The organism is Microvirga zambiensis WSM3693, assembly GCF_016735695.1.
Taxonomy (GTDB): domain Bacteria; phylum Pseudomonadota; class Alphaproteobacteria; order Rhizobiales; family Beijerinckiaceae; genus Microvirga; species Microvirga zambiensis.
The window spans coordinates 94,875-111,636 of the sequence record NZ_JAERQD010000001.1 but is presented as its reverse complement, the minus strand read 5'-3'; the positions used below and the strand labels follow the sequence as shown (position 1 = coordinate 111,636).

General features: G+C 56.4%; 13 protein-coding genes and 2 tRNA genes. 3 read left to right on the top strand and 12 right to left on the bottom strand.

From position 1 onward, the window contains the following. Position 1: 1 nt before the first annotated feature. The 6 genes from JKL46_RS00560 to JKL46_RS00535 form a co-directional block, all read right to left on the bottom strand. Positions 2–1,039 (bottom strand): HNH endonuclease domain-containing protein, encoded by a 1,038-nt coding sequence (locus JKL46_RS00560; protein WP_201829211.1) that lies wholly within the window; start codon positions 1,037–1,039, stop codon positions 2–4. Positions 1,040–1,097: 58 nt separating this feature from the next. After that, complete coding sequence (locus JKL46_RS00555; protein ID WP_201829208.1) at positions 1,098–2,528, bottom strand: DUF6538 domain-containing protein; 1,431 nt, start codon at positions 2,526–2,528, stop codon at positions 1,098–1,100. Positions 2,529–2,607: 79 nt separating this feature from the next. Beyond that, positions 2,608–2,692: transfer RNA gene (locus tag JKL46_RS00550), tRNA-Leu, on the bottom strand. Positions 2,693–2,896: 204 nt separating this feature from the next. Then, the gene (locus tag JKL46_RS00545; RefSeq protein WP_201829206.1) at positions 2,897–4,093 is read right to left on the bottom strand and encodes a calcium-binding protein; all 1,197 of its coding nucleotides are present in this window, start codon (positions 4,091–4,093) and stop codon (positions 2,897–2,899) included. Between the two features lie 470 nt (positions 4,094–4,563). Further along, entirely contained in the window at positions 4,564–5,925 is a 1,362-nt protein-coding gene (locus JKL46_RS00540) for a hypothetical protein (protein ID WP_201829204.1), read from the bottom strand. 214 nt (positions 5,926–6,139) lie between these two features. Then, positions 6,140–6,835, bottom strand: coding sequence for a recombinase family protein (locus tag JKL46_RS00535; RefSeq protein WP_201829202.1), 696 nt, complete (start codon positions 6,833–6,835; stop codon positions 6,140–6,142). Between the two features lie 116 nt (positions 6,836–6,951). On the opposite strand from JKL46_RS00535, the gene JKL46_RS00530 reads away from it, so the two are divergent. Continuing rightward, positions 6,952–7,644: a DUF4145 domain-containing protein gene (locus JKL46_RS00530; protein WP_201829200.1), complete on the top strand. Its 693-nt coding sequence runs from the start codon at positions 6,952–6,954 to the stop codon at positions 7,642–7,644. A gap of 1,240 nt (positions 7,645–8,884) precedes the next feature. On the opposite strand, the gene JKL46_RS00525 is transcribed toward JKL46_RS00530, so the two are convergent. From JKL46_RS00525 to JKL46_RS00505, 5 genes are all read right to left on the bottom strand, one after another. Further along, the gene (locus tag JKL46_RS00525) at positions 8,885–9,079 is read right to left on the bottom strand and encodes a hypothetical protein (RefSeq protein WP_201829198.1); all 195 of its coding nucleotides are present in this window, start codon (positions 9,077–9,079) and stop codon (positions 8,885–8,887) included. 33 nt (positions 9,080–9,112) lie between these two features. Continuing rightward, positions 9,113–9,355: a hypothetical protein gene (locus JKL46_RS00520; protein ID WP_201829196.1), complete on the bottom strand. Its 243-nt coding sequence runs from the start codon at positions 9,353–9,355 to the stop codon at positions 9,113–9,115. Positions 9,356–10,795: 1,440 nt separating this feature from the next. After that, a complete protein-coding gene (locus tag JKL46_RS00515; protein ID WP_201829194.1) occupies positions 10,796–11,779 on the bottom strand; it encodes a hypothetical protein in 984 nt (327 codons plus the stop codon). A gap of 170 nt (positions 11,780–11,949) precedes the next feature. Further along, a complete protein-coding gene (locus tag JKL46_RS36785) occupies positions 11,950–13,227 on the bottom strand; it encodes a DUF6538 domain-containing protein (RefSeq protein ID WP_425493225.1) in 1,278 nt (425 codons plus the stop codon). A 106-nt stretch (positions 13,228–13,333) separates the two neighbouring features. After that, positions 13,334–13,418: transfer RNA gene (locus JKL46_RS00505), tRNA-Leu, on the bottom strand. A 194-nt stretch (positions 13,419–13,612) separates the two neighbouring features. Here JKL46_RS00505 and JKL46_RS00500 point away from each other — a divergent pair. Next, positions 13,613–14,632 carry a complex I NDUFA9 subunit family protein gene (locus JKL46_RS00500; RefSeq protein ID WP_201829190.1) on the top strand — a complete coding sequence of 340 codons (1,020 nt, stop codon included), beginning with the start codon at positions 13,613–13,615 and terminating at the stop codon, positions 14,630–14,632. A 12-nt stretch (positions 14,633–14,644) separates the two neighbouring features. Here the strand turns inward: JKL46_RS00500 and JKL46_RS00495 are convergent, their stop codons facing one another. After that, positions 14,645–15,385, bottom strand: a complete 741-nt coding sequence (locus JKL46_RS00495; RefSeq protein ID WP_201829188.1) for a sulfate transporter family protein — start codon at positions 15,383–15,385, stop codon at positions 14,645–14,647. A 113-nt stretch (positions 15,386–15,498) separates the two neighbouring features. On the opposite strand from JKL46_RS00495, the gene JKL46_RS00490 reads away from it, so the two are divergent. Next, positions 15,499–16,758, top strand: a complete 1,260-nt coding sequence (locus JKL46_RS00490; RefSeq protein ID WP_343073992.1) for a flavin monoamine oxidase family protein — start codon at positions 15,499–15,501, stop codon at positions 16,756–16,758. Positions 16,759–16,762: the final 4 nt, after the last annotated feature.

The following is a 16,762-nucleotide window of genomic DNA, read 5'->3' as shown; positions in this document are numbered from 1 at the left end:
CTCAGAACACCGGATCTGCGCGATGGAGAGGGGTCCAGACTGCGATCCTGGCGGCTCTCGCTTGGTTGAAGGCCTTCTGCAGAAACCCTGCCCTGGCAGATGGTGTCTTGCCCGTCTGCCGTACGATAGTCTCTCCCAGCGGATGCTTGCTGCCGATCAGGAACTCGTTGCGAGTATGCAGCCGCTGTACAAGTTGGAGGGCAGGAACGAGGTCGAACTTGCCACTGGCGCCCCGATTGCATTCACGACAAGCCAAGACGAGGTTCCAAACCCCGTTCACGTTCCCTGGCAGCAGCGGTCCCAGAGCATGGGGGAACACATGATCCACATCGGCAAGGCCGCTTCCACCTGGAGTGATCCCGATCTGAGCGAAGCAATGGAAGCAATGGCCCTTCTGGTAGCCGTTCAAAGCATTGCGGGAGGAGGTGACGGCGACCCGCCGCCGGACGGTGAGACCATCCTGCTCGTCTCCAAACAGTGCGATGAGTTTCTCCCCCCGGTCCTCCGGCTCGATCAGTGGGACGGCAACACCAGCCTCCCAGGCAGTCTCGACGAGGCGCCAGCGCCCTTCAACCTCCTGTTCGAGATCCGAGGCCACACCTTCGTTCGCGAGGCGATAGAACTCTGAGGTGAGTCGGATGCCCTTCGTGGGGCGCTGCTCCTTGAGGAAGAACCTCACGCTCTCCTGCCCCCGACCGAGGTTGTGGAAGGCGTCCAGCACATCCCCGAACCCGTGCTTGACTGTAGCGTCGCGGAGTTGCTCGTCGGTGTACTCACCATCGATCCGCTTCTGACACTCGCGGAGGAAGGTACTTTTCTCGAAGGTTCCCTGCTTGGGTGCCTTCTGGAGATGGTCACAAAGCGCCCGAGCGTAGGGGAGCGCCAACTCGTCCAAGCGAACGAGATCGTCCTGGGTCTTCCCAAGGGAGAGCAGAGCCTGTCCAAGCGCGAACTTGTACGAGGCGGTGTTCTTCCCGAAGAGGATGATCGCTCTCCAGTTGTCCTCAAGGGTTGGGACTTCAGTCAGGAAGGTCGTCACGGGATTCTAGGGATCCTTGCTCAAGGAGATCACCTCATATCAAAGCTGGGTCGCGCCGTCAGCGCTCCTCCAGATCGGCCAAGACCACCTTCTCCAGGTAGCTCTGCAACTGCTCCAGGCGATACCCTTCCCCGTATCCCATGCCGACAGTCTTGCTGCCCCAGCCGCCGATGGCATCCTGGATGTCCACGGGCGCACCAACGTGCCGAAGACGGTCCCGCATGGAGTGGCGAAACGAGTGACTCGTCTTCGTCGTCTTGGTCAGCTTTTTGAGCCATTTGTTGACACCGTTTGCTGCAGTGGTGCCATCGACTTCTCCGTCGGACGCATAGCGAGGAAACAGCCAACCAGATTTGTCGTGGCGCTTCTTGCTGGCCTCAACGGCCCTCTGTGCAGCCCACAGGGCGACACCTACCAGTGGCACCCTTCGTTCGCTGGGTTCTGTCTTGAGTGTACGCCCGAGACTCTTGTAAGCACGAATATGGATGTGCGGCACCGCATGGTCGAGGACCACATCGTCCACCCGTAGACCAACGATTTCACCCAGACGAGCGCCCGTATCTGCCTGAAGGCCGATGATATGGCGGATGTCGTCGTTCTTACCACGACAGGCATCATCAATGGTGCGGAGTTCACTCATGGTGAACGGCTCCCGCTTCCCTGCGTCTTGGTCTTCGTTTGTGATGCGAAGTTTTTCGAACGGATTCTTCACGGACCCGAGGTCGAACTCAACGAGACCGACGTTGAAGACAGCCTTGATCCGATTGAGTTCGCGCCGCACCGTTGCAGTCTTCCCGCCCTTGCCAAGGAGATAGTCACGAACTTTGTTGGCATGTTCCCGACGGTAGAGGTCGAGCGGCAGGTCTCCGGCAGTCGCAATCACATGGCTGATGGCTCGACGGGTGTCTCGGGCGAACTTCTCCTGCTCACCGTTGTCGTGGTTCTTGAGATAGACCTCAAGCGCATCTGTCAGGACATAGCGGCGGCTCTTCGGATCCTCCGTGACGAGGCGGTAGGCCTCCCGCTCCACGGGGTTGAACAGCGCGGTCATGTCTTCGTTCGACCGATACTCATCGTGTCGGACGTTGAGGTAGCGCTTACCATAGCGATCCTCGAAATAAGTCTCGAGTTTCTCAGCAGCAAAGTCGTCACGTTGCGGATGATGGATGTCGCCATGAGCCAGCCCTAGCGTGGTCAGCAAGGCCTCAGCAGCGCGGCGATTCTCCTGAGTGGTCAGACCGAGTTCCACCGCCTCAGGCGATCTCAAGGAGGCCCAGAGCGCATCATCGGCAGCAGCCAGAGCTGAAACCTGTTGAGCTGCGACATGAGCATCCCGCGTTCCGAGGCTCTTCCTGATGAAGTCCTTGTCGCTGAAGTGGCACCGAAGGTCTTTGGGGATTCTTCTGTAATACCAGAACACCCCGTTCTTCTGGCTGAGGTACTGCACCCCCACCTTGAATACCCCATAAACAAAAAAGGCCCGGCGCATGTATCACCCGTGTATCACCACGAGCGCCATCGCTACGGACCCAATATCTTGATTTTAAACACTAATCCCTGAGAAGGGATGGTGCCCAGGAGAGGACTCGAACCTCCACGGTGTTACCCGCTGCTACCTGAAAGCAGTGCGTCTACCAATTCCGCCACCTGGGCATGGCCTGTTTCTCTAAGGCACCCAGGGTTTCCGATCAACAACCATCCTTCAAAGCTTATGCGAGACCTTGACGCACTGTGTGAGAGTTCTGTGTGAACGTCAACTGAGCCGGTTTTGTCAGTGACTTGGCTCGGAGCCACCCGACCAAATAAGAAGACTCCGGATTGCTCCGGAGCCTATTCATCTTACAATCGTGGATGTCCTTAAACGACGTAGAAATCTTTGTTGGTCAGCGCAAGGTTTTTTGAGATCGTCGCGAAGGCTACTCCTGCACCTTTTCCAGAGCCATCAGCATCGTAGTAGAGAACGCCACTATCCTTATCGTAGATAATCCGGTCATCCTTGTCGTGCGCCTTCCCTGTGTTGTTCGTCCAGAACGCTGATGACTTGAGGGTGCCGTTCGCACCGACCTTAGTGAACAAGGCGTTGTCCAGACGGATTGTATCATCGACGACCTTGAAATCTTTGATGGCATCCTTGTTCGTACGTGTGTTCGGCTTCGTGTCAAATACAAAAGCATCCTTCCCCTTACCACCGTAAAGGGTGTCATTCCCGGCTCCGCCATAAAGGAAATCGTTGCCATCCAGCCCATAGAGCTTGTCGTTGCCGCCATAGCCCTTGAGTGTGTTGCTGCCCGATGTCCCGCTCAGAGTGTCGGTTCCCGCATAGACTTCCTCAGGTGTCGGAGGTGGAGGAGGGTTGGCTGGGAGCAGGCTGGATAGGCTGAAGGTCCCGTTATCAAAATAGAGCGCCTCAACGCCTGAGATGATATCAGAACCCCACCCACCGACCCAATCTGTGACGGTGACTGAGCCATCATAATTCAGGGTGAAGGTGTAGTTGGTGCTGACGCCACCGAAGCTCGCTGTATCATAGCCATCACCGCCAATGAGGATGTCATTCCCGTAGCCACCGCCGATTGTGTCATTACCTTGGTCGCCCAGGAGCGTATCATTACCAGCGTAACCGATAACAAGGTCATTGCCGTATCCAGCACGAATGACGTCGTTGTAGTCATTCCCCTCGAACGTATCGTTGCCTTGGTTTAAGCGAACCATCCACGCATTGGACTGCAAGTCCGAGACTGTCGTCCAAAGGTTTAGATTGGACATTTCCATGGTCTTCGTGACGTTCCCATACGCATCAACAAAGCCGGAGAGCATGTAGTTGATTTGAACATCATAGTCGTTCGTCCAAAACAGCATACCCATCCAGTTAGCGTAGGGATTCCCTGTCACGTCGAACTCAACGAACTTGTTCCCGAACGCGTCCATGTCGCCGGAGTTACGTAGGTATGTCTGGATATTTGGGTCCGACTCAATATAGGCCCAGCCGGAATCCCCGGTCGTGGACATGTTGAAGCCAACGCCCGCCGCATTGTACGCGATAAAATTAGCCACCTATTCCCCCTGTTGCGCCCCTCGTTCCCGAACCGGCGCTGTGCCCAAATCCTGGCTTTTTACGATTCAGGAAATTAGTTACGTAACGGTAGCTCTTAGCAGAAGAAGCCTAGGAATCCATGGATTTTGTAAAGAGTTCTAAACATCTGAAGTGTCGCATCTTGGCGGGTAAATTTATCAAGAGGATTTGGGGAAATTCTTTAGGAGGCCGATAGTTCTGAAGGTTCCTCCAGTCGCTCAGGAAGGCCTTAGGACAGCCTTGGGAGGCTCTTGAGTACCTAGCACCAGAACACCACAGTTGGCCGTTCTGGAGTCCGGCAGCGCATGTTACTGAGGCTATCCAAACGCTATGTGCCCTAGTCTATCGGCTTCCTGACGATGCCCTCTTCTTAGCGTTACCAGTAAACCCTTAAGATGCACTTAGGAGAGACTTAGGCTATTAGTATTCATATAAGGACATATACACGAAGTTATATATCCCACTTCTCAGGATTGATCTTGATCCTGGGTTCAATTTTGCAGTGATATTTATAATTGTCTGTTAGAGCGTCCATGGCTTGGAGGATCGCAGACACAGGCACCAGCAAAGAGTCATGAACAGGCAAGCTGGGCACTTGGCGCGTCTTGATGAGCTGGATTATTGCCCCCCTGATCGCCTTAGCCTCAGCCCACATCAGGTCTCCCCAATCAACCTCAACCTGACCCCATGACTTCAAGACAGGATACTTGGTTACCATGGCTTCCTTGACGGTCTGGATGGGATAAGCCTGTTCCAGGTCGCGCCCGTTGTCCTTGAGGAAAGCCTTCGCTTGCTCCTTAGGCCACCTTTTCAGGTGTCCATTCTTGCTCAGGGTGGCAATCAGCCAACCCTTCACAATGTCTCTGTTACTGATCCCAGGAACTTCATAAAGATCATCACCATCAGCCTTGAGGGGTACACCAAGCTTGCCGTGTAGGACAGTCAAATAGCTTGCCCTGATATCCAACTCGGCCACTGGCTCACCATCCAGGGCCATATTCCGGCGTGTCTCACCACTGTCCCGCTGGTAGCTGTCATTACCAACGCTATAGAGCCGCCCACCCTTATTCCAGTTAAATCCTGGGATATTGCCCATGTTGTAGACTGTATAGAAGCCCCTATGGATGCCTCCCTGGATGTTTACACCCTCTAGGAACGCGTTGATTAACCTTACCTCAGCTTCAATATGGTCCACGTGAGGCGTCTTGAGGAAGCTTATACGCTTTCCAGGTATCTTATCTTTACCCTCCCAGTGCGAGGAATCCTTGAGGATGACTAGCTCTGTGGGCTTAGGTTCTTGGAAATGCCGCCCAGCCTTAATGACCTCCACCCCTGCCCTTGAGCCCAGTTCCAGCAACACTTGTGTAGCCCTGTAGCGGGCGGCTTTCCCCTGTTGGTATCGGCTGTCTGGAAAGCCCTCCCATTGGACGATCTTGGGGGCATTGAAGCCCTTAACAATCTCAATGAGTCCCAAGGGCTCCATGGCATCGACGACGGCTTTAAAGTGACGTGCGCTAACCTCCTCACCAGTGAAGCTGTTGGTGTGGCGTGAACGGTAAACCCAAGCACCCTTGGCTTTCCTAGCTCCTAGATACAGGTCCCCCAGAAAGGCCTCTACAGCCCTATCTAAGCCTCTCTGAGCCTCATCATCACGCTTGCGCTTCCTGGTGCCCTGGCTTGACTCATGATCCTCCAGGACAGCCACAACAGCCCCCACAAGGCTCTTGGCTTCAGGTGTGTCAGCCCTGCGAGTTAGGGTGGCCATAGGAGCACCCAGAAGCTCCTCACGCCTAATAAAGGCCAAATCATCCATTGGTTATGGTACCTACTGTCAATTTAATTGACGTTTCCATAACTGAACTAGAAATGATTCTCAACTAAGAAACAAATAATATATAGATGTTTATATGTTGAATACTTAGAGTGTTGAAGTGTTTGATTGCTGATGTGTCAACACGATCTAATCTGTTCAAAAGCTTCACAGGCCGCGACTAGCTTGATCCCTAGCATTATCCCTGTGCCAGAGATTACTCACTGAGCCTCTTAAGGACATTCAGGACGCTCCTAGCCGTCCATTTGCCACCCCTAGCAGTAGCTATACCCTGGCTATTGAGGACGTTTGCAATGCCATTGGCTGAGGTAGTTCCCTGAGCCCTTAGGTCGTCCAAGACGCCAACAAGCATCTTGGCTCTATCGTCGGCCCTTTGGGCGACAGCTTCCACCGCTTCTTTGTTGCCTCGCCCTTTGAGATGCTCGGCCCCTTTAGGATTTCCAAGCCTCACCCCTCGGGCCTTAGCCACAGCCAGGGCATCCCTGGTCCTCTGGGCAATCAGAGAGCGTTCCTTCTCCGCCAATGCTGCATATAGATGAAGCATGAAGGGATCAGCATCGGCCCCAAGCTCGGTGACGACAAACCGGATCTTGTGTTTCATAAGACCGCTGATGAAGTGGACATCACGAGAGAGGCGATCCAGTTTTGCGGTCAGGACGATGGAGTTGAGGCGCTGGGCCTTCTCGATAGCTGAGGCGAGGTGGGGGCGCTGCTCAAGAGCATCAGAGCCCTTGCCAGTTTCAACCTCGGTGTATTCAGCCAGGATCTCAACGCCTTCCTGCGCTGCGAACCTATGAACAGCCTCACGCTGTGCCTCCAGCCCAAGCCCGCTGCGCCCCTGCTTCTTGGTTGAAACCCGGTAATAAGCAATGGCCGTGTTGGGGCGGAGCATGGTGGTTGGCCTCTGTGTAAATCCACCATACCAACGTTTGGCAATTTTACAAGAAGCCGAAGTTGTAACCCATCTCAAACCGAATTAGGAAAAGCTACGCGCTAAACGAGACCGACATGAAGTGCCCTCATTGCTCAATCAGCTTTCATGAAAACTGGCAGGACAACGAAATCACTCGAGATGGTAAGCGATCTGTCTGGAGGATACGGTTAGCAGCTTGCCCAACCTGCAAGAAAGACATCCTTGAACTGGGTAAGATAAAGGTCCCAACCAAGGTCGTCAAAGGCGACTCAGCGCTTGAGGCTTTTGCGAACCTCATGCCTGAGTTGGAGTGGCGACAGGTCTTTCCGCTCACTTCCTCACGTGGTCCAGCACCAAAAGAAGTTCCTCAGCATATTGCGAAGGACTACACAGAGGCATGTGGCGTTCTTCCAATCAGTCCCAAAGCTGCCGCCGCTCTTGCTCGTCGCTGCTTACAGGCAATTCTTCATGGGCAAGGATATAAAGACCGCGACTTGGCCAAAGAAATTGATTTGGTTCTCAACGAGAATGATCCCTCCAAAGGCCTCCCTCTAAGCCTCAGGGACATGATTGATGGGGTGCGGAACTTTGGCAATTTCTCTGCACATCCGATCACAGATAGAACATCACTTCAGGTGATTGATGTAGAGCCACACGAAGCTGAGTGGTGTCTAGAGATAGTTGAGGAGATGTTCCAGCACTTCTATGTCCAACCAGCAGTACGGGCGGAGCGGAAAGCTGCGCTAAATGCTAAACTTCAAGCAGCAGGAAAGCCGTTGACGAAATAGTCCAAGCATAGGCCCATGATTGTCAGGAGTACTGGAAGCTTAAGACCACGCTGTAACATAGTTTGTGCCCATGCAGAGAAAGCTTTTCATGGACTGGCCTGAGGCCATCCAGGCTCTTACTAGGAGGGCTCTTTTGGTCGGGTGTTCAGGGACTCCAGAGCCAAAATCGACCCCCCTTGGGCTCAAGGGCACATCCCACTTTGAAGATCCCGCTAAACCTTGTTGTGGTGTTGTTCCCACCGAAGACTGCAGTGAAAGACCCTGGAAAATTCACAGACACTTTTAAGACCCCCAGCATCCACCCACACCCTTTTCTGGGAAACGTCTCCGCCTATCAAAATGGTAACTAGGGGTACAGGTACCTTTAGGCCGAGCGAGATCAGGAGAGGGACTAGTCGCCAATTGTGGTCCGAGCCGACAGAGTGTCCCCACTGTTCACAGGCTCAAGTTCAACCCGTGGACGAACCCTCAACCTCTATGAGATGTTCCCTTTTCGTTCTTATGGAGATTCGCCGTGCCGTCCCCTTCCGCGAAGCTTACCCCTGAACAGGTTCTTGAGGCTCGCTTGAGATATGCTTGTGGTGAACGGGAGTGGAGCAGGTTCGCTCGGGACTACGGGGTTAATCGCAGTGTGATCCAAAGGGCTGTGATGGGAGAAACCTACAAAGAGTTGCCCATGCCGCCTAAGAGCATACAGGCCAAACGGCCATTCCCTTATGGCTAGGCCAAGGTGCAACCATTGTTCAACAGAAGAATAGAGCACCTAACTGTGTCTGAAGCCTAAGCCGCCCCACCTCATTGAGACGCCACATATCTCGGATCGACTCAGCCAATGAGCTTTGCCCCTCCCTTTCAAGCTTTTCGGCCGCAGCCGCGAGAAGCCGAGCCTCTGTTTCCCGCAAGTCCAGCTCTTGCTTTAATCCTCGGTAGTACACCGCTCTATCGGCTTCAGACATAACTGCTCCCGTTTTGTCGGTAACAGCCTGAGTGGAGAATGTTTCCGCACGTGTTGAACTCGCTTACGGCTTTGAGTCCTCCCTTGTTGTCGAGCCACGCTTTCGCCTGAGCGAAATCATCGAGTCTAAAGGATCTAAGGCGGCGCTGTGGCGTTGTTCATACATCCAGGGTCGTTTAGCCCCGCGTGTCCTTGGTTCAGGCTATCGAGAGACTCACAAACCTCCCGCCTAGGAGAGCCCCAAGTTTATCGCTTGGGGTTTTTCTTTCTGCGCGTTCGTAAGGCTCACTTGTCGAGTTTGGGAGCCGTCCGGGGATCAAAGGGATATACAGGCCGGTCAATCAGCTTGCCGCTGTCCTCGATTATGCGCTTGGTATCTTCAACCCTCTTTTTGGACAGCTTGAGCGCAAGGTGCGTTGTGCGCCAGCGTAGGTGCATCTGCTGCTTGTCGAACTGTAACTTGCTCATAGCTTGCAGCATGGGCTGATCTGCCCACGATTGCCTTAAACTATGTTACGATTGCTGTTCTGTATCAGGTTTTAAAAGCTCTGTTTCGTGCGCAAGGATTCCTCGTACGATGGCAAGCTCCTCAGGCGGGTGGGGTAGCATCTTATCAAGTTCCGCCTCGATCTGTTTCATCCGCTCAACCTGCCGGAGGACGTCAGCATGGAATTGCTGATGGGCAACCCGGAGCCGAGATGCCTCGTTGATCACAGCTTCAGCGCGGATAAGGAGCGGATCACCGTTGAGCAACATTTCAGCCTCCGTGAGCGTCCTAACTTATTGAGAGGCTGATTGTTCAAGACGACTAACCAAAGGGGCTACCAAGCCACTGGTGACAGTTTGGGCTACCCTATAAGGAATAAACCAAGGGCGTCGTCCGTTTGCATAGAGCTTCCGTAGGGGCAAACTATGGACACTGATGACACCAAAGACCTTTTCGTGATCTTGCTGGCTGCCCTTGGGGTGAGCTTTCTGAGCTTGCTGGTCGCTGTCTATCTGAGCTTCGCTTTGAATTAGCGCCCTAGGCTGTATCCCGTAGGAATTGCCTAAGGCTTCTTGGGAGTCCCACCCGCCAAAGATGACCCTAGGGGGGCTGAGCCAGTAGGGTATTTCAAAAACACCGCTAAATGCCTTGTTGGTGTTGTTGGACCTGAGGGAGCAGCGGCCCTCACCTAAATTTCTAGGAAGATTCAGAGGCTCACCGCAGAAAGCCTATAGCTGGCTCTCGGTGATACCGATAGCATCAGGATTGGTGTGGGAATTTCGCCAATGAAGATTACAACCGTTGCTGCGGCGTCTTTGCTCCTCTGTCCGATAACTAACGCTTTCGCTTCCGAACCAAAGGCGTTCGTATGCACCTTTGATCAAGGCATAGCGGCGAAGTATGCCGGTGATTGGTCGGCGGATGCGACTAAGGGAAGTATGGATTTCACCTTTGCTAGTCTCAACCTTCAACGGCATGAGGCACAATTCATCGGCAATGTAGGGGCCGTGAAAGTTAGCTTCTGGCAGGGGGAGACAGCCTGGAACTTCCTTGAGGTCACGGATTCGGGAAACGTAATAATTACAACCGTTTTCAAATCCTCGGACGGGTTGAGCTTTCCAGCAGTTCATTCCCGGCACACTTCGCTCGCTGGTTTACCGATTCCCTCCCAGTACCGAGGTAGCTGCTCCGCAAGAACTTGAACCTGAGGATGGCTTAAGCTCTCCCTAAGGAAAGTTACGAAACAATCCCAGAAATTGCGTGGGGCTAAGAACCAATGAGCTTGAATGGCTGGCTGAAAGCACTCGGGTTCACTTGCGTGGCTGCTTCTGTCACGTGGTGGTACTGGTTTTTTGAAAGGGTGAGCAGTGCAATCTCTGTGAAGGTCCCGGATCTGTTTCAGAACGCGTGGCCTTGCCTGTTCTACACAACTACGCCTTGCCAAGTCGCATATACCGCAGCGGAGGTGGTGGGCTCCTTATCATATAGGCCCTTCCTCACCTGGATTGGGATTGCGCTCCTCGTGGTCAGTTCCTTTGTGTCAGCTGAGATTGAGCCAGATTACTTGCCGACAAAGGAGCGGCAGGAACCAAGATTCTGAAGAGAGTTTTGAGCCCTGGGCTTCTTAGGAGTCCCGCCCGCCAAAAGTGACCCCAGGGGGCTAAGGTGGGAGGGCACTTTCAAAAGTCGGGTTAAAGGCTTTTTTGGTGTTATTGGACCTGAGGGAGCAGTGAGAGTTCTAGAGAGTCACCTGACATGGCACCTGCTGCCTCTGACAGTAGAAGATTACCCGCCTCCGAACGCAAATAGGTCAGCACGCGGATTGGAGCACACGCATGGTTCTTGAACGCGATTGGATTTTCGATGTTCGGCGACAGGCGAGGCCCGATTACAACACCTTGCAATTGGCGTCCCTCGGCAAGGAGAAGCGCGCTGGGGTTATCAAGGTAGCGGATCGCCTGATGTATGGATTGGGTTCCGATCTGATTTACCTTCAATTCAAGAATGAACATCGTCTCCTTGGTTAGTAGGATGATATCAGGGATATCCAGTTTGTAGGGCAATGCTCCATTCTCGATACGTCCCCAGCGGGGATGCTCAACAACCTTGATGACTGATCCAAAGAACTCGTTGAACAGTCCAGCCCTTAAAGAGAGTGCCAAGGCCGACTGCAGGGCGGCTTCGGAGACGATAAGTCCTGACCGCCCCCAGCTTACACTTGGTGATAATCCCCGTTGATGCTCTACCGCTTCGATGGCTTCCGAGGTGAGGGCTGCAAGCAGTTCACGAACATACTTGCTTTCAACGAAGATGTTCTGGCCTCCCGAGGTCTCCCAAACGAATGGCACCTTGGCATCAGCTAGAACATCTCTATAGCCCTTCTCTACAGTTATGCGGTCAATCGATGGTCGTCCTGAGTACTGGTCAAGCACCATAACCCAGCGCTCATTAGCAGTGCGGCTAAAGCCGATATACTCCACGCCTTTATCGGTGTTCAGGTGCTTGGGACTGGGTTGCATTCTCCGTATCAGGCACGTGAGGCCGTGATCTAGAATTTTCCGTACAGTGGCCTCGAACTCAGGTGTCAATCTCCAGCCACGGGCGAGATACTTCTGGTCGCCCTGTTCAACGATCAAACCTTTTCCCGGTCTTTCGACGAATCGCACCTGCCCTGTGTCGATGAAGAGTTCCACCACTGTCTGCTCCAATCCTCTTCAAACGGTTGAAACGATAGCATGGGAACTTTGGCTCGGAGCATGAACCTGGGTGGTAGTCAGGATGGGGAACCCAACTGCTTGGCATATTCCCAAGGCCCCGATGCCTTACTACACACTACCAGAGGATCGGGGTAGCTCCGAAGTCTTCAAAGCTTGTACCGTGGAAAGCGCAGAAGGGCTTCCGCCAACATCGGGACAGGGGGTGACTCATACTTCCTACCGACTGACGCAACCTTGTGCCCTGTGATGGCATCTCGTATGCGCTCATCGATACCTGCCCCAAGTGCAATGGTCTTGAAAGAGTGTCTCCATCCGTGTTGCGGATCTACATCACGATCATTCAGCCCTGCGGCCTCACGAACCCAAATTGCGAGTTGTTGTGCCCTGATCTCGGCGGGATCTGTTAATGCTCCTGTCCGGTGCCGAGCTTCGTCATAGAATAGTGGTTTCCCGCCACAAGATCTCACAAACTCGAAGAAACCCTGCTCCAGCAAGTGGGTATGAATGGGCACTTTCCGAGGGATACCACTCTTCGTTCTCCGAAGGTGCATAATGAGAACGCCCTCTTCTGCCCAAATGTCTGTTCCTCGGAGGTTACAAAGCTCCCCAATTCTTGCCCCTGAATAGGCCGCAAGCCAAGGACACCAACGGGCGGCATTGGAGATAGATAGATCTCTTGGATGGGGCTGTACGTTCAAAGAAGCCTTGAGGATTGCCCTTATCTCATTTGGACGAAAGGTTCGTTCCCGCTTCACTAATGCTTTGGGCTCACCCAAGCGAACTCCTGCAGCGGGATTAGTTGCCATTAACCGCCTCCCGTTCCGATCTAACGCCCATTTGAACATCGAACTAGCCGCAACGAGGTCGTTTTTGTTGATCGCCCGAGGACTCACACCGTCCTTATCACGTCGATGCTCGGCCCAAGCATGTAGGTCGTCATCCGTCAGGGCTCGGACGTCACGCGCTCCTGTATAAGCGGCAAGGGATCTCAGGCTGGCTTTGTACCGCTTCAGTGTGTTCTTGGCCTTCTTGTCCGAATGGTAGGCCAACCATCTCTCTATTAGAGCATCTGTGGTTATAAGATCACTGTCTGGTTGGGGCTTGGGTGTTGCAGTCATTAACCCCTGCTCTGGCAGCCAACTCGCTGCCGGACCAAGATTGTCACTACTGTTGGCCCCTTCCCCCGTCCGGTGCGCCTCCCAGAACCTCTTGAGGGCCGCATCGGCAATAGCATGGAGCCGCTTGGCCTCGATGGTGTCCCTAGTGTGAAGGGACATCTGGACCATCTCACCAATCTTGATTGTTTTGGTTCGCTTGCCAACCGGGAGTGTAACAAAGGTGCCTTTGAGGCCCCTCATGTCGCTCGGGATACGTTGTCGTAGGTGTAGTTTGCCCGTCTTCTTGTCCTTCCACGGACGAGCCATCGTGAACGCATGTGTGAGACCCCTGTGTGAGACCAGAGACCCGCAAGAGCGTTGAAGGATTAGGGGAAATCGTTGATTAGAAAGGCGGTGGACCATCCAGGAAAGATGGTGCCCAGGAGAGGACTCGAACCTCCACGGTGTTACCCGCTGCTACCTGAAAGCAGTGCGTCTACCAATTCCGCCACCTGGGCATGCCTCGTCGGCGAGGCTTCGTTTACGGTGGTTCTGGCGGCGCGTCAATCGGTGAAAATGCGGCGGATGCGCTTTCTTGGGCCGCGCCTCTTCACAGGGGAGCGGGGTTTGACTAGAGACGTTTTGAACTTGACCCCCAAGTTAAACTTGACCCCCAAGCTCGATGCTAGCCCTGTCAGGGCAGGAGAGTTTCATGATCGGTGCCCTTCGCACGCCTGAGCAGCAAACCGTCACCGTCTTCGGCGGATCGGGCTTTCTCGGCCGCTATGTGGTGGGCGCGCTTGCCCAGCGCGGCTACCGTATCCTGGTGCCGACAAGGCAGCCGAACCTCTCGAACTTCCTCCCCCTCGGCAAGGTCGGCCAGATCACGCCGATCCATGCGAACCTGCGCAACGAGGATTCGATCGCCCACGCCGTGGCGCGGGCCGATCATGTGGTCAACCTGGTCGGCATCCTGCAGGAGACCGGCCGGCAGCGCTTCAATGCCCTCCAGGCGCAGGCGCCGGCGATGATCGCGCGGCATGCGACGAAGGCCGTCTCGTTCACCCAGGTCTCGGCGCTGGGCGCCGATGCCGCGTCCGAATCGGATTATGCCCGCTCCAAGGCCGAGGGCGAGTCAGCCCTGCTCCGGGAACGGCCGGATGCGGTCATCCTGCGTCCGTCGCTGATGTTCGGGCCGGGCGACAGCTCCTTCAACCGCTTCGCAGCGCTCGCCCGCATGCTCCCCGTCCTGCCGCTGCCCGGCGCCGAGACGCGGTTTCAGCCGGTCTATGCCGGCGATGTGGCCGAGGCGATCGTACGTGCCGTGGAGGGTGGCGTGCCGGGCGGCCGAACCTATGAGCTCGGCGGGCCCGAGATCCGCACCATGCGCGAGATGATGGACTTCGTCTTCGCGGTCACCGAGCGCAAGCGCGCCATCGTGGCGCTGCCGAACAATCTCGCCCGGGCCATGGGCGGCGTGCTCGGCACGCTCGACTGGCTGACGCTGGGCCTGATCCCGGACGAACTCGTCACCACCCGCGACCAGGCGATCCTGCTGGAGAGCGACAACGTGGTCTCCGCGGATGCGATTGCCGAAAACCGCACGCTCCAGGGCCTGGGCCTCACGCCCACCACCATCGAAGCCATCGTGCCGAGCTACATCCTGCGCTTCCGCAAGACCGGCCAGTTCGACCTCAAGCGCAACGCCCCGTCGACCACGACCGGCCGGTAAGACGCCCGAATCTCAGGCGCTTCGGGAATTCTTCAGAGCGGCGCGCTCGTCCCGGACCAGCGTCATCGATGCGGCCCGGTCGCGGGTAAGCTTCTTGTGCAGGTGAACCATCATCGCTGCGCCGAAGATCGGCACGAGCAGGTTCAGCACCGGCACGAGCACCAGGGCCGCCACGACGGCGCCGGCGGCGAGCACGGTTCCGCGATGCTCGTTGCGCAGCCGCGCCACCTCCTCCGCCGGCCAGAAGCGGCCGGCCGCAAGCTCGAAATATTCGCGCCCGAGCAGATACGCGTTGGCGACGAAGAACGCGGCGATATTGACGCCGGGGATGAAGAACAGGAGCAGGGCGACGAGGTTCACCAGCAGCGACAGGCCGGCGAAGCGCAGGCCGTAGAACAGGGATTGGCCGAAGGGCAGGGCGCGCCCGGGCGGATCGGCGGGATAATCCTTGCTTTCGACCACGTCGGCCACATCGTCGAGGAAGTAGCCCGCCACGATGGCCGAAACCGCCGGCAGCAGGTAGATGAGAGCGACGAAGAGGCCGAAGCCGGCGAGGAAGAAGGCGAAGCTGTCGATGATCGGATAAGTGGCGCTCAAGGCGTGATTGGTGAGGAAGATATCGAACAGCTTGGTCAGGCCGAGCCAGACCAGGATCAGCAGCGCGATCGTCAATCCAATCGATTTCCAGAGAATGCGCCGCAAAGCGGGCGAGAAAATCTCGCGGGCCGCCGCGAAAACCGATTGGATCAGCATCTGTCGTTCGTCTCCTTCAAGGCATCATGCCTTGCCCCAGCAGCCCCGCCCGATGCGGAACGCGGAGTTTACTTATGAACGAACCAGCCGCAAAGCGAGGGGTGGAGGAAGCCGTGTCCGCGACAAGTGAAACGCCAACCGATCCCACTGCGGCGCCGGACGTGGTGATCATCGGCGCAGGCAGCGCCGGAATCGCCGCAGCACGTGGCCTCCTCGCCTCCGGCCTGAGCGTGACGATCCTCGAGGCGCGCGGGCGCATCGGCGGACGGACAGTGACACGCCGGTTCAGGGGCCACCCGCTCGATCTCGGCGCCCACTGGCTCCATGCCGGCCCGATCAACCCGCTGGTGAAGCTCGGGCGGGAGCGGCACGAACCCTTGCGCCGTGCACCGGTCAACGGGCATTTCTTCGTGCGCGGCAGGCCGGGCAGCCGCAGCGAGCGCGCAGCGCTCGACCGCGCCTTCGACATGGCCGACCGGGCCATGACTCAAGGAGCGAAGGCACGGGACGATCAGCCGGCCTCCAAGACCCTGCCGCCCATGGGACCGCAGGGCCGGCGCGTCGCGACGATCCATGGCCTGGTCTCGGGCCGGCCGCTCGACGAGGTGAGCCTGCACGATTTTCCAAGCATGGAATATTCGGACAATCTCTTCATCGCCGGCGGGCTCGGCGCCTATATCTGCCGGCTCACCCATGGCGTGCCGATCCGGCTCGGCACGGCCGTCCATGCCATCGACTGGTCCGGGCAGGGCGTGCGGATCGAGAGCTCCGCCGGCACGCTCCACGCGAAGGCCGCGATCGTCACGGCGCCGATGGCGGTGCTGCAGCGGGAGGCGATCCGCTTCGCTCCAGCCCTGCCCGACGCCGTCGGGGAAGCAATCCACGGCTTCACCCAGGGCGTCTACGAGCATGTGGTGCTGCACTGGCCCGATGCGCCGTTTCGCGGCGCCGACCGGTTGGCGAGCCTCACCGGCACCCACCGACAGCCGCCAGGGCTCCTCACCCGCATCGACGGCACGCCGTTCCATTTCTTCGAGCTCGACCAGCCCATCGCCGCTGGGTTCGACCGGCGCGATGCGAATGCGCCCTATCGCTATGCCCGCTCGGTGCTGGCGGAGCATTTCGGGCACAAGGCGATCCGCAATCTCTCGGCCATGCATGCCACCGCCTGGCGGAACGATCCCTGGTCGCGCGCCTCCTGGGCCGTGGTGCCGCCGGGACTCTATGCGATCCGCGATATTTTGAAGGCGCCGGTCGGAGACAGGATCTGGTTTGCGGGCGAGGCGCTCTCGCGCGCGCAGTGGGGCACGGCGGGCGGCGCGTGGGAGGAGGGCGAGCGGGCGGCTGCCGAGATCATTTCGCGGCTGCAGTGACCCC